20 protein-coding genes and 1 riboswitch are annotated in these 20,504 nt (G+C 56.2%); of the genes, 4 read left to right on the top strand and 16 right to left on the bottom strand.

The window, feature by feature from the left end; translation table 11 throughout:
• Window positions 1-60 precede the first annotated feature (60 nt).
• The 4 genes from FWJ25_RS07650 to atzF all read left to right on the top strand — a co-directional run bounded on the left by FWJ25_RS07650 (window position 61) and on the right by atzF (window position 4,841).
• Window positions 61-1,089, top strand: coding sequence for an alpha/beta fold hydrolase (locus FWJ25_RS07650; protein ID WP_149599686.1), 1,029 nt, complete (start codon window positions 61-63; stop codon window positions 1,087-1,089).
• Between the two features lie 184 nt (window positions 1,090-1,273).
• Window positions 1,274-1,387: riboswitch (guanidine-I (ykkC/yxkD leader) on the top strand.
• 51 nt (window positions 1,388-1,438) lie between these two features.
• A complete protein-coding gene (locus FWJ25_RS07655; RefSeq protein ID WP_149599687.1) occupies window positions 1,439-2,254 on the top strand; it encodes an ABC transporter permease in 816 nt (271 codons plus the stop codon).
• The gene (locus tag FWJ25_RS07660) at window positions 2,254-3,039 is read left to right on the top strand and encodes an ABC transporter ATP-binding protein (protein WP_149599688.1); all 786 of its coding nucleotides are present in this window, start codon (window positions 2,254-2,256) and stop codon (window positions 3,037-3,039) included. The genes FWJ25_RS07655 and FWJ25_RS07660 overlap by 1 nt, the downstream gene beginning before the upstream one ends.
• 8 nt (window positions 3,040-3,047) lie before the next feature.
• Complete coding sequence (gene atzF / locus FWJ25_RS07665; protein ID WP_149599689.1) at window positions 3,048-4,841, top strand: allophanate hydrolase; 1,794 nt, start codon at window positions 3,048-3,050, stop codon at window positions 4,839-4,841.
• A 16-nt stretch (window positions 4,842-4,857) separates the two neighbouring features.
• On the opposite strand, the gene FWJ25_RS07670 is transcribed toward atzF, so the two are convergent.
• From FWJ25_RS07670 to rsmG, 16 genes are all read right to left on the bottom strand, one after another.
• Window positions 4,858-6,168 carry an MFS transporter gene (locus tag FWJ25_RS07670; RefSeq protein WP_149599690.1) on the bottom strand — a complete coding sequence of 437 codons (1,311 nt, stop codon included), beginning with the start codon at window positions 6,166-6,168 and terminating at the stop codon, window positions 4,858-4,860.
• Window positions 6,169-6,246: 78 nt separating this feature from the next.
• Window positions 6,247-7,326: an NAD(P)H-dependent flavin oxidoreductase gene (locus tag FWJ25_RS07675; protein WP_149599691.1), complete on the bottom strand. Its 1,080-nt coding sequence runs from the start codon at window positions 7,324-7,326 to the stop codon at window positions 6,247-6,249.
• Window positions 7,327-7,332: 6 nt separating this feature from the next.
• Window positions 7,333-9,165, bottom strand: a complete 1,833-nt coding sequence (gene glmS / locus FWJ25_RS07680) for a glutamine--fructose-6-phosphate transaminase (isomerizing) (RefSeq protein WP_149599692.1) — start codon at window positions 9,163-9,165, stop codon at window positions 7,333-7,335.
• 31 nt (window positions 9,166-9,196) lie between these two features.
• The gene (gene glmU, locus FWJ25_RS07685) at window positions 9,197-10,561 is read right to left on the bottom strand and encodes a bifunctional UDP-N-acetylglucosamine diphosphorylase/glucosamine-1-phosphate N-acetyltransferase GlmU (RefSeq protein ID WP_149599693.1); all 1,365 of its coding nucleotides are present in this window, start codon (window positions 10,559-10,561) and stop codon (window positions 9,197-9,199) included.
• A gap of 137 nt (window positions 10,562-10,698) precedes the next feature.
• Window positions 10,699-11,121, bottom strand: a complete 423-nt coding sequence (locus FWJ25_RS07690) for a F0F1 ATP synthase subunit epsilon (RefSeq protein ID WP_149599694.1) — start codon at window positions 11,119-11,121, stop codon at window positions 10,699-10,701.
• 47 nt (window positions 11,122-11,168) lie between these two features.
• Entirely contained in the window at window positions 11,169-12,560 is a 1,392-nt protein-coding gene (gene atpD / locus FWJ25_RS07695) for a F0F1 ATP synthase subunit beta (protein WP_149599695.1), read from the bottom strand.
• A 55-nt stretch (window positions 12,561-12,615) separates the two neighbouring features.
• Window positions 12,616-13,479, bottom strand: coding sequence for a F0F1 ATP synthase subunit gamma (gene atpG / locus FWJ25_RS07700; protein WP_149599696.1), 864 nt, complete (start codon window positions 13,477-13,479; stop codon window positions 12,616-12,618).
• A 74-nt stretch (window positions 13,480-13,553) separates the two neighbouring features.
• Window positions 13,554-15,098 (bottom strand): F0F1 ATP synthase subunit alpha, encoded by a 1,545-nt coding sequence (gene atpA / locus FWJ25_RS07705; protein ID WP_149599697.1) that lies wholly within the window; start codon window positions 15,096-15,098, stop codon window positions 13,554-13,556.
• Window positions 15,099-15,126: 28 nt separating this feature from the next.
• Window positions 15,127-15,663: a F0F1 ATP synthase subunit delta gene (locus FWJ25_RS07710; RefSeq protein ID WP_149599698.1), complete on the bottom strand. Its 537-nt coding sequence runs from the start codon at window positions 15,661-15,663 to the stop codon at window positions 15,127-15,129.
• A gap of 15 nt (window positions 15,664-15,678) precedes the next feature.
• Complete coding sequence (locus tag FWJ25_RS07715; protein WP_188093589.1) at window positions 15,679-16,149, bottom strand: F0F1 ATP synthase subunit B; 471 nt, start codon at window positions 16,147-16,149, stop codon at window positions 15,679-15,681.
• 66 nt (window positions 16,150-16,215) lie between these two features.
• The gene (atpE, locus tag FWJ25_RS07720) at window positions 16,216-16,473 is read right to left on the bottom strand and encodes a F0F1 ATP synthase subunit C (RefSeq protein ID WP_012138088.1); all 258 of its coding nucleotides are present in this window, start codon (window positions 16,471-16,473) and stop codon (window positions 16,216-16,218) included.
• Between the two features lie 80 nt (window positions 16,474-16,553).
• Entirely contained in the window at window positions 16,554-17,426 is an 873-nt protein-coding gene (gene atpB / locus FWJ25_RS07725; protein ID WP_149599699.1) for a F0F1 ATP synthase subunit A, read from the bottom strand.
• Between the two features lie 19 nt (window positions 17,427-17,445).
• Complete coding sequence (locus FWJ25_RS07730; RefSeq protein ID WP_149599700.1) at window positions 17,446-17,847, bottom strand: F0F1 ATP synthase subunit I; 402 nt, start codon at window positions 17,845-17,847, stop codon at window positions 17,446-17,448.
• A 269-nt stretch (window positions 17,848-18,116) separates the two neighbouring features.
• Entirely contained in the window at window positions 18,117-18,992 is an 876-nt protein-coding gene (locus tag FWJ25_RS07735) for a ParB/RepB/Spo0J family partition protein (RefSeq protein ID WP_149599701.1), read from the bottom strand.
• A gap of 50 nt (window positions 18,993-19,042) precedes the next feature.
• Window positions 19,043-19,837: a ParA family protein gene (locus FWJ25_RS07740; protein ID WP_149599702.1), complete on the bottom strand. Its 795-nt coding sequence runs from the start codon at window positions 19,835-19,837 to the stop codon at window positions 19,043-19,045.
• 19 nt (window positions 19,838-19,856) lie between these two features.
• Entirely contained in the window at window positions 19,857-20,501 is a 645-nt protein-coding gene (rsmG, locus tag FWJ25_RS07745) for a 16S rRNA (guanine(527)-N(7))-methyltransferase RsmG (RefSeq protein WP_149599703.1), read from the bottom strand.
• Window positions 20,502-20,504 lie beyond the last annotated feature (3 nt).

The following is a 20,504-nucleotide window of genomic DNA, read 5'->3' on the forward strand; positions in this document are numbered from 1 at the left end:
CCAGCATGTATATATAATTGAATTTAACAGCCCTGAAGAGCTATCGGAAAGGAGAATTAAATGTCTGATTTAAATTGGGTTATTGAGGATTTCGAAGTTCAGGATTTTTCTCTGTCCAGTGGCAAAACACTCACGTCAGCCCGCCTTCGCTACCACAGAATCGGGACGTTGAATGCACCAAAAGATAACCTGATACTGCTTCCCACGTACTATGGTGGTGCAGCAGAGGGTAATTATCCCTGGGTTGGGGGTGACAGCCCACTGGACCCCGAACGCTACTGCATTGTTATCCCCTCATTGCTGGGAGCCGGCGAATCATCATCACCCTCCAATACCCACGATGATCAGGCTGGAGGCAACTTCCCGCACGTCAGCCTATATGACAATGTGATGCTGCAGAAGCGACTGGTTGATGAGGTATTTGGCGGAGCGTCTCTCGCCATGGTCATGGGCTGGTCCATGGGCGGCATGCAGGCGCTGCAATGGGGTTGCCTGTTCCCTGACAAAGTCAGATCCGTTCTCGCCACTTGCTGTACCGCACGCTGTTATCCCCACAATTACGTGTTCCTGGAGGGGGTAAAGGCTGCCCTTACCTGCGATCAGGACTATCAGGACGGGCAGTATCAGCATCCACCGGAACGCGGGCTTAAGGCATTTGCACGGGTGTATGCCGGCTGGGCATATTCCCAGTCATTCTTCCGCCAGCAGCTATGGAAAACCCTTGGTTTCCAATCCATCGGCGAACTGCTGAGCTTCTGGGAAGCGGATCATCTTGCCCAGGACGCCAACGACCTTCTGACCGTGCTTCATACCTGGCAACAGGGCGACATCAGCAACAACCCTGTATTCAACGGTGACTACGAGGCGGCACTGGCAGCCATCACGATGCCCACCCGGATCATGCCCAGCACCACCGACCTGTATTTCACCGAAGTGGATGCCGAAAGCGACGCACAGCGTATGCCCGGAGCCAGCTCTATCCCCCTGCCTTCAGACTGGGGTCACATCGCGGGTGGGGCCGGCCGCGAGCACGCGAGCCACGAACGGATTATGGCTGCTGCACACAAACTTCTCGGCGAGGCGCAATAACGGTGCACCAAAACAATGCAAGCACAGTTTTGGTGCGCGAAATTGCGCCAAAATTTCGAAATAACCCCATAAAAACCGGCTTTTACAAGCTGGCACATACCCTGCAAGTACCCAAGTGCATGCAAAAAGGTTTCAGAGCCTTTACCGCTGCGATACCGCAACACGCGCGGCACACACAATTTGATCAATGGGTGACTAGGGTTCCGGCCCGGGCAGAGAACTTCAATCAGCCTGGGCGGCTGGTCCGAGAGTTGCCGACCTCTGGGAGGTTACACGGCGGGACAAAAGCCCGGGAGATTGAATCGGACTCGATTCTGTTGCCGTGTTGTATAACCAGAGGAGACGCATAATGCGACTGATCAACCGCCACCCCGGGCGAAGTCTGGCCTTGATTCTTGGCCTGCTGCCGTTCCTGTTGATAATCCTTATCTACGGAATAGCCTCTCAGGAACGTCTGGCGGAGAACCCCAACGACAAACTTCTGCCCGGCCTCGAACAGATGACTGCCGCGGTTGACCGCATGGCCTTCCAGGAAGACCGCCGCAGTGGCGACATCCTGATGTGGCAGGATACAACCGCCAGCCTGGCCCGCCTTGGCATGGGCGTTGGTATCGCAGCCCTTCTGGCTCTTGCCGTTGGCCTGCTCAACGGGACCCTGCCTCTGGTTCGTGCCAATCTGGCTCCACTGGTTTCCGCGCTTTCCATGGTCCCGCCGCTGGCGATACTGCCGATACTGTTTATTGTCTTCGGCCTCGGGGAGCTCTCCAAAGTCATGCTGATTGTCATCGGCACCGCTCCAATCATGATGAGGGATGTCGCACAACGGGTAAGGGAGCTGCCCGGTGAACAACTGATCAAGCTCCAGACCCTTGGTGCCAATTCCTGGCAAGTGATCACCCGCATGGCGCTGCCCCAGGTACTGCCGCGACTGATCGACGCGGTGCGCCTGAGCCTCGGGCCCGCCTGGCTGTTTCTGATCGCTGCTGAGGCCATCGCTTCCACGGAAGGTCTCGGCTACCGAATTTTCCTGGTGCGCCGCTACCTCGCCATGGATGTGATCCTGCCCTACGTTATCTGGATCACTATCCTCGCCATCGTTATCGACCAGTGTCTGCGCCTTGCCAACCGCAGGCTGTTCCCGTGGTACAACGCAGGAGGCCACTGATGAGTTTTATTTCTGTTAATAACGTCTGGAAGGAATACGGCGATCAGGTGATCCTCGAAAAACTCAACCTGGAGGTTGATCAGGGCGAGTTCTGCACCCTGGTGGGCGCCTCAGGTTGCGGTAAATCCACCTTCCTGAAGATGCTGCTGGGGCAGGAACAACCCAGCCGCGGCGAACTCCTGCTCGAGGGCCAGCCCTTTCCGGGAGAGCCCGACCGCAACCGGGGCATCGTCTTCCAGCGCTACTCCGTATTCCCACACCTGACCGTTCGTCAAAACGTCCTGATGGGTCTGGAACTGGAACAGAAACCATTGCTCGGCAAGCTCTTTGGCAGTGCCCGTCGCAAGGCACTGGAGCAGGTCGACGCCATGCTGGAATCGGTGGGGCTCACGCCGGCAGCCCACAAATGGCCTCATGAACTGTCTGGCGGTATGCAACAGCGCCTGGCCATTGCCCAGTCACTGATCATGAAGCCCCGCGTCCTTTTGCTTGATGAACCCTTTGGTGCCCTCGACCCCGGCATTCGGGCCGACATGCACGAACTGCTGTTGAAGCTGTGGAAAGAGACCGGAACCACGATTTTCATGGTCACCCACGATCTCACCGAAGGTTTCTATCTGGGCACCCGTCTTCTGGTGTTCGACAAGATCCGCAGGGATCCGCACGACCCCCAGGCTTACGGAGCCACCATTACCTACGACCTGCCGATCGGTAAAAACGATCGGGCGACATTCCAGGATATTTCTGATTCGGTTTCGGCCACTGCCCGAAACCAGGCTGCTTGAGGTACCACATGAAGCCACAAAACAATCCACTTGCCCTGTCCACTCTCAGGGAAGCATACGAGAAAGGAACCTTGACGCCGCGGGCACTGATCAAGGATCTGCTGGCACGGGCTGAAACCTTTAAAGACCGCAATATCTGGATCCATCTCGCCACCGTGGAAGAACTGGAGCCCTACCTCGCCCGTCTGGATAAGGCGAGTATGGAGGATCTTCCTCTGTACGGCGTGCCCTTTGCGGTAAAAGACAACATTGACGTGGCCGGCATGCCCACCACCGCCGCCTGTGAAGCATTTCGCCATACCCCGGACAGCCACGCCACGCTGGTCCGGAAAATGGTCGATGCCGGTGCTATCCCCCTGGGCAAAACCAACCTCGACCAGTTCGCCACCGGCCTCGTTGGCACCCGTTCACCCTGGGGCGAATGCCACAACAGCTTCAATCCGGACTACATCTCCGGTGGTTCCTCTTCCGGCTCTGCCGTAGCCGTCGCCCTCGGGCTGGTCAGCTTTTCCTTTGGTACCGATACCGCAGGTTCCGGCCGGGTTCCCGCCTCATTCAATAACCTGGTTGGCGTAAAACCCACTCTGGGCCGCCTGAGTGTCAAAGGGGTTGTTCCTGCCTGCCAGACCCTGGACTGTGTGTCCATTTTCGCCCGCGATGCAGAGCAGGCTGGCGTACTACTGTCACTCTGTGACGGCACCGACCCTGAGGATCCGTGGCAACGCGCCATGCCGACTGGCATCCGCCCTATTCCACAGCAATTCCGGTTCGGCGTGCCAAAGCCGGACCAACTGGATTTCGACGGTGACGAAAGCGCCGCTGAGCTGTTTCAACACAGTATCGCCAACCTGGAACGCCTCGGCGGCATCCCCGTGGAAATTGATTTTGCGCCGTTCCTGGAAGCTGCACAGCTGCTGTACGAAGGCCCGTGGGTAGCGGAACGCTTCCTGGCGACCTCGCCACTGATCGAAGAACAACCTGATGCCCTGCTGCCGGTCACACGGACCATCATCGAAGCAGGTCGGGAAGGCGCAGCCAAAGATGCGTTTACCGCCCAGTATCGCCTCAAAGCGCTGAAACATCGGGCGGACCAGATTCTAGCCTCTGTCGATCTGATGCTTACCCCGACCGCTCCGACCATTTACACCATTGACGCTGTCAACGCCGACCCGATTGCCCTCAACAGCAAACTCGGCACCTACACTAACTTCATGAATCTGCTGGACTACGCTGCCGTCGCGGTACCGGCCGGACAGCTGGCCAATGGCATGCCCTGGGGTGTCACCCTGTTCGGTGATGCCTTCCAGGATGAAGAATTGCTCACTCTGGCCGACCGCCTGCATCCACTGGCCAGTGAGACCGTTGGCGCACTGCCGGACCGGGTCAGTGAAATTCAGCTGCCTCCTACAAGCCGCACCATTGATGTACTGGTGTGCGGTGCACACCTGAGTGGTCTCCCACTGAACCACCAGCTGACGTCCCGGGGAGCAACCCTGATCTCCGAAACCCATACCGCCGACGCCTATCGGATGTATGCGCTGGCGGGTGGCCCGCCATTCCGGCCAGGCATGATTCGCGACACCGAAAAAGGCACTTGGTTACCGGTGGAAGTGTGGCGGGTACCTGCCGATCAGTTCGGCAGCTTCGTAGCCGGCATCCCGGCTCCTCTCGGAATTGGCCAGGTGGAGCTGGAGAGCGGTGACTGGGTTTGTGGATTTATCTGTGAACCCGTGGGGCTTGAAGGAGCCACAGAAATCACCGAACTCGGCGGCTGGAGAAACTATATGGCACAGAAGTCCTGAATCGCGAAGGTGGGAATCAGCCTGCTTGCTTCCCACCGACCATTCCTCCGAGACGATCCAGTTCTGACTCATCGTAGAAACTCGGATCGTCAAACAGGTCCGGCTGGGACTGATCCAGAATCAACTGCAGAACTTCACCTCCGGTCTGCATCATGGGCTCAAAATGAGCCGTCTCGCCAGTAGTCAGATCCGAAACATGCCGCCTGCGGTAGGCAACGTAAATGCCCAGTACCGCCAGCACGACAGCGATGTATATGGGTAGTCCGTAGGGCCCTGTAAACGTCATGATTCCACCTGCGAGCAACGGAGCCACAGCGCAGCCTGCTCCGTGTAGCACCAGCATGTCTGAGGAACCGGATACAACCTCCTCCGCTGACAACTGGTCGATCAACTGAGCCACTGCCAGGGGGTATAGCGCAAACGCCAGTCCGCCCCACAGGGTAAACGCACCAAACATCAGTTCCCGGGTGAATGCCAACGGCATCAGAGCAGCGACAACGCCTGCTGCCGCCACAACCGCCAATAGCACAACCACACGGTCGTGGCTGTCCGAGTATCGTCCAATGGGCAACTGCAGCAACGCACCTCCCAGAATCGCCAGGCTCATGACCGTACCCACCTCGACAGCCCCGTAGCCGAGACCTGACACATAAACCGGCGTCATCCCCCAGAAAGCCCCCATTGCCAGCCCGGACAGGAGTGCGGTTACGACCGGCAACGGCGCTATCTTCACCCATTTCCTCAGGCTACTGCCGGCATGATCGGATAGCTGAGGCTGCGGGCGCCGTGTCAGCGTCATGGGCAACATTGCCCAGCAGATAAACAGGGTAACCAGGGCAAATAACAGGAAGGGAACGCCACTATCCAGCCGAAGGATCTGCTGGGCCAGAGCCAGGGCGCCCAGGTTAACCACCATGTAAATCGCAAAAATGCGGCCACGCTCATGACGAGCCGACTGCCCGTTAAGCCAGCTTTCGATCACCGTAATCAGGGTGATGTAGCAAAGGCCGTATATAAATCGCAGGAAAAGCCAGAACCAGGGATCGACCACCATGATGTGAAGCAAGGCACAGGTGGCACAAATTGATGCACAGAACGCAAAGGTACGAATGTGCCCCATTCGCCTTATCAGGCGACCGCTTACCCAGGTTCCGCAAATAAACCCGCCGAAATAGGCGGACATGATGGCGCCAAGCATCAGGCTTGAAAACCCCGCCTGGCTTCCGCTGAGCGTCAGTAAGGTATTGATCAGACCGTTACCCAGTAGCAGTAACGCCACGCTCCATAAGATAGAGCGGATCGGTTTGAGCAACTGGAAACTGAGCATTTGAGCACCTCCTGTTCGTGCAAGCACTGTTCAGGAGGTGCAGTTACCGTGCCAGCGAATGGCGGCTTAAGCCTTTACTCACATGCTGGAATTTTGAAAAAACCGACATTCCCGTATCAGATTCTCGATCAGTTCCCCTGCTGGCAACTCACGCGCCAGCGGAGCACCCTGCCCGGCCCAATAGGCGGAAAAGTCTTGGCTACCTTTTGATACAGCCGCAGCTGCAAGCGCTTTTCCTGCATCATAGGCAATCGGGTAGTCCGGTATCGTCGGAGCCTCGGTACAATCGATATCAGTATAAAACCGGTTTACCATACCCCGGGCGGGACGACCCGAGATGACGCTGGTGATCTGCGTTTCCCGGCTCTGCTCACTTTTCAGCATCGCCCGATAACCCGCATTGGCCGCCGATTCCGGACAGAGAATAAAGGCGGTGCCCAATTGGGCACCGACCGCACCGGCTTCCATAACAGCGCTGATTGCCTGGCCATCCATCAGGCCACCCGCCGCGATTACTGGCACCTTTGTAGCACCATTGATCAGACGGATCAGCGCCAGAGTACCGATCAGCCGGTCACCTTTCTCAGGCTCGAATACCCCGCGATGCCCACCAGCCTCAGCACCCTGAGCCACAATGAAATCAATGCCTGCTGCCTCAACGGCGAGTGCTTCTTCTGGCGTCGTTGCACAGCCAATTGTGACAATTCCGGCCTGGCGGAGTGCCTGAACCCATTCAACAGCTGGTACACCGAAATGAAAACTGACAACCGCCGGCCTCTCTTCCAGCAGCATGTTCAGGGTGGCACGGTGCTCGTTGAAACTTGGATAAGGCACGGCTAGTTGTTGGGGTGGCGGCGTATCAAACTCCTCGAAAAATGGTCGAAGGTAGTTGATCCAGCCTGATTCATGATCGTGGTCAGATGTCGCGGGCCGATGACAGAAAACATTGACGTTAAACGGCTTGTTCGTCAAAGCACGAGTCGCTGAAATCAGCTCTCGCGCTTTTTCTGTCGAGCTTGCGCCTATCCCGATCGAGCCCAGCCCTCCGGCATTGGATACCGCTGCCGCAAGCTCCGGGGTTGAAACGCCCACCATCGGTGCCTGAATGATCGGGTAGCAAAGCTCAACGACACGAGTCAGCTGATTCGAAAAAGCCATCAGGAATTACTCGACCGTCACACTCTTAGCCAGGTTGCGGGGCTGATCCACATCGGTACCTTTCAGGACGGCGACATGGTACGACAGCAGTTGCAGCGGCACGGTGTAGACAATCGGTGCTGTAATTTCATGCACGGACGGGATCTGCATGACGTGGAGGCCCTCTTCCGGCTTCACACCAGCATCCTGGTCGGCAAAAACAAACAGTTCACCACCCCGCGCCCGAACCTCTTCGAGGTTTGATTTAAGCTTTTCGAGCAGATCGTTATTGGGTGCCACGGTGACGACCGGCATTTCACTGTCCACCAGTGCCAGAGGGCCATGCTTGAGCTCACCGGCCGGATAGGCTTCGGCGTGAATGTAGGAGATCTCCTTGAGCTTGAGCGCACCTTCCATGGCCACCGGGAACTGGGAACCACGCCCGAGGAACAGGCTATGGTTCTTGTCCATAAAGGCCTTGGACATTTCCTCGATTTCACCATCCAGAGCCAGCACGTCATTCACCTGGCCCGGCAGCAAATGAATCGCTTCAACGATCTCTGTTTCCTTCTCGGTGGACAGGCCATTGTGGCGGGCCAGGGCGAGCGTAAAGATCAGCAATGCGGTCAGCTGCGTGGTAAAGGCCTTGGTGGAAGCGACACCGATTTCCGGTCCCGCCTGGGTCATGATCACCAGGTCTGACTCACGGACCAGTGAGCTGCCCGGAACGTTACAGATCGCCAGGGCTGCGCGGAAACCTGCTTGTTTTGCCTGACGCAGTGCTGCCAGCGTGTCTGCGGTCTCACCGGACTGGGAAATACACAGGAACAGGGTATCCGGCTGGATCACATGCTTGCGGTAGCGGTACTCGGAGGCGACTTCCACCGAACAGGGCACGCCAGCGAGATCTTCGATCCAGTAACGCGCCACCATGCCAGCATGATAGGACGTACCGCAGGCAATAATCTGGACGTGACGAACGTTCTCAAGCAGGTCCGCCGCTTCGGTACCCAGAGCCTGTTCCAGTACGCTTGTACCGGTCAGACGTCCTTCCATGGTGGCCTTCACCACCTTCGGCTGCTCGTAGATTTCCTTGAGCATGTAGTGACGGTACTCGCCCTTGTCGGCGGAATCTGTACCGTGCTCAAAACGGGTAATGCTGCGCTCGACCGGGTTGCCTTCGCGGTCGTGAATCAACACCTTATCCTTGCGGATATCGGCAATGTCACCTTCTTCAAGGAACATAAAGCGATCGGTCACCGGTAGCAGTGCCAGTTGATCAGACGCTATAAAATTCTCTCCAATACCTACACCGACCACCAGCGGGCTACCCTCGCGGCAGACTACCATGTGATCCGGCTCGTCAGCGTGGATAACCGCCAGGGCGTAGGCGCCGCGCAGGCGGCCGATAGCCGCTTTAACGGCATCATAAACAACGCCCAGGGAACGGTAGTTTTTCTCGATCAGGTGAGCGACAACTTCGGTATCGGTCTGTGAGGTGAAGACAAACCCATCCGCCTTCAGCTCTTCCCGCAGTTCCTGATAGTTCTCGATAATACCGTTGTGGACAATGGCCAGGCGTTCCCCGGACATGTGAGGATGGGCGTTGAGCTGTGAGGGCTCGCCATGGGTTGCCCAGCGTGTGTGGGCGATCCCCAGGTGACCGGACAACGGATTTGCTGCGACAGCATCCCCCAGGGCAGCGACCTTACCGACTTCCCGGGCTCGCTGGACCGTCTGTTCACCATCGATAACCGCCATACCAGCGGAGTCGTAGCCCCGGTATTCCAGACGGCGCAGGCCCTCCAGCAAAATCCCCTGGACATCCCGTTCCGAAACCGCACCTACAATCCCACACATACCACATTCACCTGTTCGTTAAGCGTTCTGATCAGTGTTTCTTCGGCCGTTCCCAGCCGGAAATATTACGTTGCTTGCCGCGGGCTACAGCCAACTCATTATCACTGACATCCCTGGTGATCGTTGAACCGGCACCAATCGTAGCTTCCTTCGCTACAGTCACCGGCGCGACCAGAGAGGTATTCGAGCCCACAAAGACGCCATCACCAATGGTCGTCCTGTGCTTGTTCACCCCATCATAATTACAGGTGATGGTTCCTGCACCCACATTCACATTACATCCCAGTGAGGCATCACCAACATAACTCAGGTGATTGATCTTGCTGCCTTCACCAACCACCGCTTTCTTTGTCTCAACGAAGTTGCCGACCTTGGTATTGGCAGCCAGCTCTGTCCCCGGACGCAGCCGCGCAAACGGGCCGATCTGTGCACCCGCACCGACAATCGCACCTTCGAGAACGCTGTTGGCCTTGATCTCCGCGCCGTCGGCAATCGTACTGTCGGTGATCACGCAACCCGGGCCAATCACCACGTTGCTGCCCAGGTTCACTTTACCTTCAAAGACCACGTTCACATCAATCCACAGATCATTGCCGATAGTCAGCTCTCCGCGGACATCCACCCGGGCCGGATCTGCCAGTGTCGCTCCCTCGGTCATCAATCGCTCAGCCTGCCGGCGCTGGAACCAACGCTCCAGTTCGGAAAGCTGAATACGATTGTTCACACCCTGGACTTCAAACGGGTTCAGCGGCTGTGACACCGTCACTGTCAGGCCATGAGCCACTGCCATGGCAATGATGTCGGTCAGATAGTATTCGCCTTGGGCATTGCTGTTGGACAGGGTAGGCAACCAGCTCTTCAGGTGCCGCGCCGATACCGCCAGAATACCGGTATTCACTTCCTTGATGTCCTGCTGCTCGGCAGTGGCATCTTTCTGTTCAACAATGGCCTGCACCAGACCATTCCCGTCACGGACAATCCGCCCATAACCGTGGGGGTTATCCATATCCACCGTCAGCAGAGCGAGATTGCTATCGTCGAGATCCCCAACCATAGCCTCCAGCGTCTCCCGGCGGGTCAGCGGAACGTCACCGTAGAGCACCAGAACCCGGGCGTCATCCGGCAGATCAGGAAGCGCCTGTGCCACTGCATGCCCGGTGCCCAGCTGTTCTGTCTGAAGTACCCAGTTCACTGCATCGTCCTGCAGTGATCCGCGAACCTGCTCCGCCCCATGGCCGATCACAGTATGAATTTTCTCCGCGCCCAGCTGCTTCGCGGTATCGATAACGTGATGCAGCATCGGTTTGCCTGCTACCGGATGCAGTACTTTGGGCAGGGCAGATTTCATTCTTGAACCCTGACCAGCAGCCAGGACGACGACGTGTAACGAGCTCATGGAACTTAAGGCTCCCGGAGTTTTTGGAATTCAATAAAAAAGCCGCTGCCCTTGAGGCTGGAGTACCAACGCCAGGCGTTGGTACTCCAGCCGCTCAGGATGCGGCTTTGGTGTTCGGCAAACCCGAAACGAAATGCTTAACGCATTTTGTTACGCAGCTGCTGAATGGTGCGAAGCTGGGCAACAGCTTCGGCCAGTTCTGCAGCCGCACGGGTGTATTCGAATTCACCGGTCTTGTCAGCAAGTGCTTTCTCGGCCTCTTTCTGGGCTTCGATAGCTGCAGCTTCGTCCACATCCTTTGCACGAACTGCTGTGTCTGCCAGCAAAGTCACCAGATTGGGCTGAACCTCCAGATATCCGCCGGATACGTAAAGAATTTCTTCTTCACCACCCTGCTTGATAATCCGTACAGGACCAGGCTTCAGCTGGGTCAGCAGCGGGGTGTGACCCGGGGCAATACCCAGGTCACCTTCAGAGCCCGCAGCGATCAGCATTTCTACCAATCCGGAATAGATCTTTGTTTCGGCACTTACGACGTCACAATGCACGGTAATACCCATGTCAGTTGCCTCTCTGATCGATCCGGAAATTCGTGCAAGGGCTCAGATTACTCGCCCTTGCTCTTCATTTCCTTCGCTTTCTCGACCGCTTCCTCGATGGAGCCAACCATGTAGAACGCCTGCTCAGGCATATCATCATAGTCGCCGTTGAGGATGCCCTTAAAGCTGCTGATAGTTTCCTTCAGCGGAACGTATTTACCGGGGGAACCGGTGAATACTTCAGCAACGTGGAACGGCTGGGACAGAAAACGCTCGATCTTACGGGCACGGGCAACAGTCAGTTTGTCTTCTTCTGACAGTTCGTCCATACCCAGGATGGCGATGATGTCTTTCAGCTCTTTGTAGCGCTGCAGGTTGGTCTGCACGCCACGAGCCACTTCGTAGTGCTCTTCACCGATGATCAGCGGATCCAGCTGACGAGAAGTGGAATCCAGCGGATCGATCGCCGGGTAGATACCCTTGGAGGCGATGTCACGGCTCAGTACCACGGTCGCATCAAGGTGCGAGAAAGTGGTAGCCGGAGACGGATCGGTCAAGTCATCCGCAGGTACGTATACCGCCTGGATGGAGGTGATGGAGCCGTTCTTGGTGGAGGTAATACGCTCCTGCAGCTCACCCATCTCCTGGGCCAGGGTCGGCTGGTAACCTACCGCTGAAGGCATACGGCCCAGCAGTGCAGATACTTCAGTACCGGCCAGGGTGTAACGGTAAATGTTGTCAACGAACAACAGTACGTCACGACCTTCGTCACGGAACTTCTCAGCCATGGTGAGGCCGGTCAGGGCCACACGCAGACGGTTTCCAGGGGGCTCGTTCATCTGGCCGTAAACCATGGCAACCTTATCGAGAACGTTGGACTCCTTCATTTCATAGTAGAAGTCGTTACCTTCCCGGGTACGCTCACCAACACCGGCGAATACGGAGAGACCGGAGTGCTCTTTCGCGATGTTGTTGATCAGTTCCATCATGTTTACGGTCTTGCCTACACCGGCACCACCGAACAGGCCAACCTTACCACCCTTGGCGAACGGGCAGATCAGGTCGATAACCTTGATGCCAGTTTCCAGCAGGTCGGCAGAGGCAGACTGGTCTGCGTAGCCAGGAGCTTTGCGGTGAATACCCCAACGCTCTTCTTCGCCGATGTCGCCCTTCTCGTCGATGGGACGACCCAGAACGTCCATGATACGGCCCAGGGTCTGAGTACCAACCGGTACAGAGATTGCCTTGCCAGTGTTTTCTGCTTTCAGGCCACGCTTGAGGCCTTCTGTGCTGCCCATTGCGATGGTACGAACAATGCCGTCACCCAGCTGCTGCTGGACTTCCAGAGTTGTTTCGCCACCTTCAAGCAGCAGTGCGTCATATACGTTGGGTACGGAGTCACGTGGGAATTCCACGTCGATAACCGCGCCAATGATCTGAACGATTTGTCCGCTACTCATGCTCGGTTCCTCGTTATCTTAGTAGTCAATAAAACCAGTTGGATTGTTGGGTGGATCAAACCGAAGCCGCACCGCTCACAATCTCTGAAATCTCTTGCGTAATGGCTGCCTGACGCGCCTTGTTGTACGCCAACTGAAGTTCGTCGATGATTCCACCGGCGTTGTCAGTAGCGCTCTTCATGGCAATCATCCGGGCTGCCTGTTCACATGCCAGATTCTCTACCACGCCCTGGTACACCTGGGACTCAATGAAACGCGGTAGGAGGCCATCGAGAATCTGTCTGGCATCGGGCTCGTAGAGATAATCCCACTGGTTCTTGATCTCTTCTTCGTCTTTACCTTCCGGCAGGGGCAGAAGCTGCTCCACCTTCGGGCTCTGGGTCATGGTGTTGACGAATTCGTTGCTGACAAGATAGAGACGATCAATCTTGCCCTCAGCAAATGCGTCCAGCATGACCTTGACGTTGCCGATGAGCTTGTCGGAGCTCGGGGTATCACCCAGATGGGTCAATGCCGCAACGACATTGCCACCATAGCTCCGGAAAAAAGATGTACCTTTCTGCCCGATGGCGCACAGATCGGTTTCTACACCTTTTTCTTTCCACGCTTTCATTTCACGGACAAGCGCTTTGAACAGGTTGATGTTCAGACCACCGCAGAGGCCACGATCAGTTGACACCACAATATAGCCGACACGCTTTACATCGCGCTCAACCATGAAGGGGTGCTTGTACTGAGCGTTCGCCTTGGCAATGTGCCCGATCACCTGACGCATCTTATCGGCATACGGGCGAGTCGCCTGCATGCGATCCTGAGCTTTACGCATCTTACTGGCAGCCACCATTTCCATGGCGCTGGTAATTTTCTGCGTGCTCTTGATGCTTGATATCTGGTTACGTATTTCTTTGCCGACGGCCATAACTCACTGCCTTCTCAAGTTAGACACTCGTTGCTACGAAAGCGGCCTGCGGCATTTGACGCAGGCCCCGTTTCTTACCAGCTCTGAGTGGTCTTGAATTTCTCAAGTGCAGCTTTGAGGCCGGCAGCGATATCGTCGTTGAAATCGCCTTTCTCGTTGATCTTGGCCAGAAGCTCGGATTGCTCCGCACGCATCCAGTCCAGAAGCTGCGCTTCAAAAGCAACAACCTTATCTACGTCAACGTCGTCCAGGAAGCCTTCGTTGGCTGCAAACAGAACCGTACCCATTTCAGCCACAGACAGCGGGCTGTACTGGTTCTGCTTCATGAGTTCAGTTACACGCTGACCGTGCTCGAGCTGCTTACGGGTTGCTTCGTCAAGATCAGAAGCAAACTGAGCGAAGGCAGCCAGTTCACGGTACTGGGCCAGAGCCAGACGGATGTTACCGCCAAGCTTCTTCATGATCTTGGTCTGGGCCGCACCACCAACACGGGATACGGAGATACCAGCGTTCATCGCCGGACGGATACCGGAGTTGAACAGGTTGGTTTCCAGGAAGATCTGACCATCGGTGATGGAGATTACGTTGGTCGGTACGAACGCAGATACGTCGCCGGCCTGTGTCTCAATGATCGGCAGAGCGGTCAGGGAACCGGTCTGGCCTTTCACTTCACCGTTAGTGAACTGCTCTACATAGTCAGCGTTAACGCGGGATGCGCGCTCAAGCAGACGGGAGTGCAGGTAGAAAACGTCACCCGGGTATGCTTCACGTCCAGGCGGACGACGCAGCAGCAGGGAGATCTGACGGTAAGCAACAGCCTGCTTGGACAGGTCATCGTATACGATCAGGGCGTCTTCACCGCGATCACGGAAGTATTCACCCATGGCTGTACCGGCATACGGTGCCAGGAACTGCATCGCTGCAGGATCAGCAGCGCCAGCGGCAACCACGATGGTGTGGCCCATGGCGTCGTGCTCTTCCAGCTTGCGCACAACGGCAGCAATGGAAGATTGCTTCTGACCTACGGCTACGTAGATACATTTGATGCCAGTGTTCTTCTGGTTGATGATCGCGTCGATCGCAACAGCGGTCTTACCGATCTGACGGTCACCGATGATCAGCTCACGCTGGCCACGACCGATGGGAACCATGGTATCGATGGCTTTCAGACCAGTCTGTACCGGCTCATCAACGGACTGACGAGCGATAACGCCAGGTGCAACCTTCTCGACCGGAGAGGTCAGGTCGGTGCCCAGGTCGCCCTTGCCGTCGATCGGGTTACCCAGACCGTCAACAACGCGGCCCAGCAGTTCCGGACCAACCGGTACTTCCAGGATGCGGCCAGTACAACGAACTTTCTGACCTTCGGCCAGGTCGTCGTAGTCACCCAGAACAACCGCACCTACGGAATCGCGCTCCAGGTTCAGAGCCATACCGAATGTGCCGTTGGCAAATTCAATCATCTCACCGTACATAACGTCGGCGAGACCGTGGATCAGTACGATACCGTCAGAAACGGCGAGAATCGTACCTTCGTTCTTAGCTTCGGAAGAGATGTCGAGTTTCTCGATTCTCTTCTTGATGATGTCACTGATCTCGGATGGATTCAGTTGCTGCATGCCAATATCCTCAAACCTTGTGCTGAAATCAGGAGCCCAGAGCGTCCGCCAGCTTGCTCAGCTTTCCGCGTACAGATGCGTCAATAACCAGATCGCCGGTGCGGATAACCACACCACCAATCAACGACTTGTCCAATGACGCTGCGAGTGACACTTTCCGCTCGAGTTTGGCGGAAAGGGCCTGGGCGAGCTTCTGCTGCTGTTCGTCGGTCAGCTCGAATGCGGCTGTAACGTCGATATCAACAGTGCGCTCCAGATCAGCCCGGTACATGTTGAAGAGCGTTGCAATCTCAGAGAGAAGAGGCAGCCGGCGGCTTTCCGCCAGTACAGTAAAGAAGTTCCGTACCTGATCGGTTACGCCGTTCTCGACGATTTCCAGAATCAGTTCGGCCTTCTTCTGCTCCTCCAGTCCTGGATTTGCGAGAAGCTGTCGAATGTCTTCATTCGCGGTGACCTGTCCTGCGACGGTCAGCACCTGCGACCACTCAGCCAGCTGATTCTGCTCCTGAGCGGCAGCAAATGCTGCTTTAGCGTATGGACGGGCCAGCGTTCTCAGTTCTGCCATGATGAACCTCGTCGTTTAGAGTTCTGCCGCCAGTTTTTCCAACATTTCGTTGTGCTTGGAGGCATCGACAGAGGTTTCCAGGATCTTCTCAGCACCAGAAACTGCAAATGCGGCAACTTCTGCACGCAGTGCGTCACGAGCCTGATTACGCTCCTGTTCAATTTCGGCCTTGGCCTGCTCAATCAGCTTCTCGCCTTCCCTGCGGGCATCGTCTTTTGATGCTTCCACAATCTGGTTAGCGCGCTTGTTGGCCTGCTCGATCAGGGCCGCAGCTTGCTGCTTGGCTTCACGCAGTTCCTGAGCTGACTTTTCCTGAGCCAGTTCCAGATCGCGCGCCGCACGGTCTGAAGCAGCCAGGCCGTCAGCGATCTTCTTTTGACGTTCCTGCAGTGCGGCCATAATCGGCGGCCACACGTACTTCATGCAGAAAACGACAAAGATAAAGAACGCGATGGCTTGACCAATCATCGTCAAATTAATGTTCACGTCTTCACCTCTCGCCTGTTTTGTTAAGAATCATCTGACCGGGGAACCCCCCGGCTGGAGACTCGATTAACCGGCGATCTGGCCGACAAACGGGTTGGCGAAAGTGAAGAACAGAGCGATACCAACACCGATCATGGTTACGGCGTCAAGCAGACCAGCAACGATGAACATTTTAACCTGCAGCATCGGAGTCATTTCCGGCTGACGCGCAGCGCCTTCCAGGAACTTACCACCGAGGATACCAAAGCCGATTGCAGTACCCAGGGCACCCAGGCCGATCAGCAGTGCAACAGCAATCGCGGTCATTCCAACTACAGTTTCCATAACAACTCCCAGTTTTCAGTTTAAGTTTAGGTTTTCAGTTTAACGGTTAGGGTTTCAAACTACGGTTCAACGATGCCCGATCAATGACTGTCTTCGTGAGCCATGCTCAGGTACACGATCGTCAACATCATAAAGATGAATGCCTGCAGGGTGATGACCAGAATGTGGAAGATCGCCCAGGGTACAGACAGTGCCCACTGAGCCCACAGCGGCAGCAATGCAATCAGGATGAAGATCAGCTCACCGGCGTACAGGTTACCGAACAGACGCAGCGCCAGAGAGATCGGCTTGGCAATCAGGCTCACGCCTTCCAGCAGCAGGTTCACCGGAATCAGGATGATCTTCAGAATCAGGTTGTCTGAGGAGAAGGGGTGCAGAGTCAGCTCACCGACGAAACCACCAACGCCTTTGACCTTCAGACTGTAGTAGATAATCAGCGCAAATACAGACAGAGACATGCCGAGCGTGATGTTAACGTCGGTGGTCGGTACGACCTTCATGTAGTCAGCGCCCATCAGATGGAACAGCTGCGGCAGGAAATCGACCGGGATAAGGTCCATCAGGTTCATCATGAACACCCAGCAGAAGATGGTCAGCGCCAGCGGGGCGATCACCTTGTTCTTGCCGTGGAAGGTTTCCTTGACGCTGTTATCCACAAACTCAACCATCACCTCCACAAAATTCTGGAGGCCTCCCGGCTGATCGGATGTGGCGCGCTTGGCCGCCATGCGGAAAATAATCAGGAAGATCAGCCCCAACGCCACAGACCAGCCGAGCGAATCGACATGAAGGGCCCAGAAGCCCATATCTGAGGCTTCCTGGGCATTGTGTGCCAATGTCCAGGTTGCTTGTTCAATTACGGTACCGTCGGCACGCTCATAGCCTGCCGGCAATTCTCCGTAGGTAAGGTTCTGGAGGTGATGCTTTATATATTCGGATGCACTTCCTGCCATAACGGGTTCCCAGGTCCAGTTAGCTTTGCTGCGTATTGCTGCCCGCCAGAAGCGGTGTCAACCAATTGGTGACCAGCATGATCGCAAATGTTAAAAAAAGTGCCGCAATATCAAGCGGCTGAATCCATTTAAACACCATCGTAAAGAGGATGGCGCACAAGATGAGCTTGCCGGCCTCACCCTGGTAAAAAGAACTCATGATCTTTTTGGCAGACCGCGCGCCGGAGTAGCGGAATGCCTTGAGCGCAAAGTAACCATGGGGCAGCAAGAAAATAAGACCGCCCACTAGCGCTGAATAACCTGAAACCTGGCCACGTAAAACGAGAAACGCCAGGCTCACGAAGACAAGTACCACACTTTCTATTACAAACCATCGTGCGATGGGCGGGCGGCGAATACCGCTCGGAGTTGCCTTCGTCATGCTTGTCCCGAAAAAACGGTGTTTTTCACTCGATTCCGTTTAAAAAATAAGCAAACACACGGATACGAGCGCCGAGATTATATGTGTTCAATGTGCACGAATCAACAAAACCCGGTTCCGCCAAACCGCACGAAAACGCCATAACGGCGCTATTTTCGGGCGTCTCGACACAAATAGGTGAGTGTAGACCAGAACACCACAATATGTTGTGTAATACACACATCAGGAACTTTGGTAGGGGGTCTAAAGATGGAGCGATTCTGTCGAATTTATTTGATGTGGCCCAGGATGCCATCCAGTTCATCGAGCGAGCTGTATTCGATCACCAGCTTGCCCTTGCCTTTCTGGCCGTGAGCGATGGAAACACGGGCCCCCAACCGTTCGGCAAGATCATCCTGCAGTGCACGAATGTTGGGATCCAGGGCCGGCTTTCCGGTGGTCTTCTGCTCGGGTGACTGCTGTTGAATCCGGCGGACCAGCGCCTCGGTCTGGCGCACTGACAGAGATTTGGCAACCACCTGCTTCGCCACCTGCATCTGAAGCTCCGGGGGCAGGGTCAGCATGGCCCGGCCGTGACCCATTTCCAGATCTCCGTGTTCGAGCATCAGGCGCACATCTTCTGTCAGTCCGATCAGACGCAACAGGTTGGTGATCGTGGTACGTGACTTACCTACAGCTTCCGCTACCTGGGCCTGGGTCAGACCAAACTCTTCCTGCAGCCGCTGGAGAGCGAAGGCTTCTTCGATCGGATTGAGATTTTCACGCTGGATATTCTCGATCAGCGCCATGGCGATGGCGGCTTCGTCCGGCACCTCACGAATGATCGCAGGAATGCTGTCCAGTTCTGCCATCTGAGTCGCCCGCCAGCGTCGTTCACCGGCAATCAGCTCGTACTGCCCATCCTCGATGGGGCGGACCACCACCGGTTGCATGACACCTTGCTGGCGAATGGAATCTGCCAGTTCCTGCAGGGCAGCGGGATCCATATCACGACGAGGCTGATAACGACCACGTTGGATAAGATCGATCGGGATCTGCCTGAGTTCACCGTCATGATCTTTCGGCTCCTGATCCAGGTTGACCTTGGAACCCGCCAGCAGCGCGCCCAGACCACGCTCACCCAATCCTCGTTTCTTCGCCGCCATGGTGTCAGTCTTTCTTCCCGTTGAAATTGGTCATGCAGAGGCGTTGTATGTTACACCGCAACCGGTGTGGCTGTCTTTTTCGAGCCATGCCGGCGAACCATTTCGCCTGCCAGGGCAAGGTAGGCCACCGCTCCCTTGGAACCGCGATCATACTTCAGGGCGGGCATGCCGTAGCTTGGCGCCTCCGCGAGACGTACATTCCTTGGAATAACCGCTCGGTAGACCTTGTCGCCGAAATATTCGCTGAGCTGGCCGGAAACATCGAGGGTGAGGCTATTCCGGGGATCATACATGGTACGCAGGATACCCTCGATCTGCAGATTCGGATTCACGGTTTCCTGAATCTGTTCAACCGTGTTCATCAGCGCCGCCAGGCCTTCCAGGGCGTAGTATTCGCACTGCATGGGAATCAGTACGGTGTCAGCCGAGGAGAGTGCATTGACTGTCAGCAGGCTCAGCGAGGGCGGGCAGTCGATCAGGATATAGTCGTAACGCTCACTGACCTCACTCAGCGCCAGTCGCAGGCGATGCTCACGACCGATTTCATTCATCAGTTCCACTTCAGCAGCGGTCAAGTCGCCATTGGAGGGGAGGATGTCAAAACCGGATGCCTCCGCCAGGAAAATCACCTCGGACGCCTTGGCCCGCTTGGTCAGGACATCATAGCCAGAGAGTTGCAGGCTGTTTTTATCCACACCACTGCCCATGGTGGCATTGCCCTGGGGATCCATGTCCACCAGCAGAACCCTGCGCTTGATGGCAGCCAGCGAGGCAGCAAGATTGACGCAGGTTGTGGTCTTGCCCACACCGCCTTTCTGATTGGTCACTGCAATCACGCGCGCCATGCTCGCCTCCTGTTGTGAGTTAGTGGGATTGTTCTGTCCGGGCGACCACCAGCAGGTGGCGCTCGCCGTCAGCACCGGGCACGTCCAGAGTGTGATGAGACATGACCTGCCAGCCTGCGGGAAGTGCCGCCACCTCATCATCCGGAAACTGGCCTTTCATGGCAAGGAACACGCCATCTTCTGCCAGCAATGAGCCACACCAGTCCACCAGGTTTTCAAGAGCGGTGAATGCGCGACTGCTGATCTGGGTGTAGGGCTGGTCCGGCTTGCAGGCTTCCGCCCGGCCGTGGATAACCTCCACGTTCTGCAATCCAAGCTCCAGCACACACTGGTTGAGGAAGCGGGTTTTCTTGCCATTGCTATCGAGCAGGGTAAAGCGTTTCTCTGGTAAGGCAATCGCTAACGGGATTCCCGGAAGCCCACCTCCGGCCCCCACATCCAGCAGGTGCCCGGTGGTTATCCAGGGGAAAATGCTCAGGCTATCCAGCAACTGGCGGGACACCATTTCCCGTTCATCACGAACGGCGGTGAGGTTATACGCCTTGTTCCACTTGGTGAGCAATGCGAGAAAGGCCAACAACTGATGCTGCTGGCCTTCGCTCAGGGACAGGTTCATAGCGGCCAGCCCGTCCCGGAGCTGGCGCGGCCACAATGGATTGGTCATAGG

This window comes from Marinobacter salinexigens (assembly GCF_008370345.1).
Classification (GTDB): domain Bacteria; phylum Pseudomonadota; class Gammaproteobacteria; order Pseudomonadales; family Oleiphilaceae; genus Marinobacter; species Marinobacter salinexigens.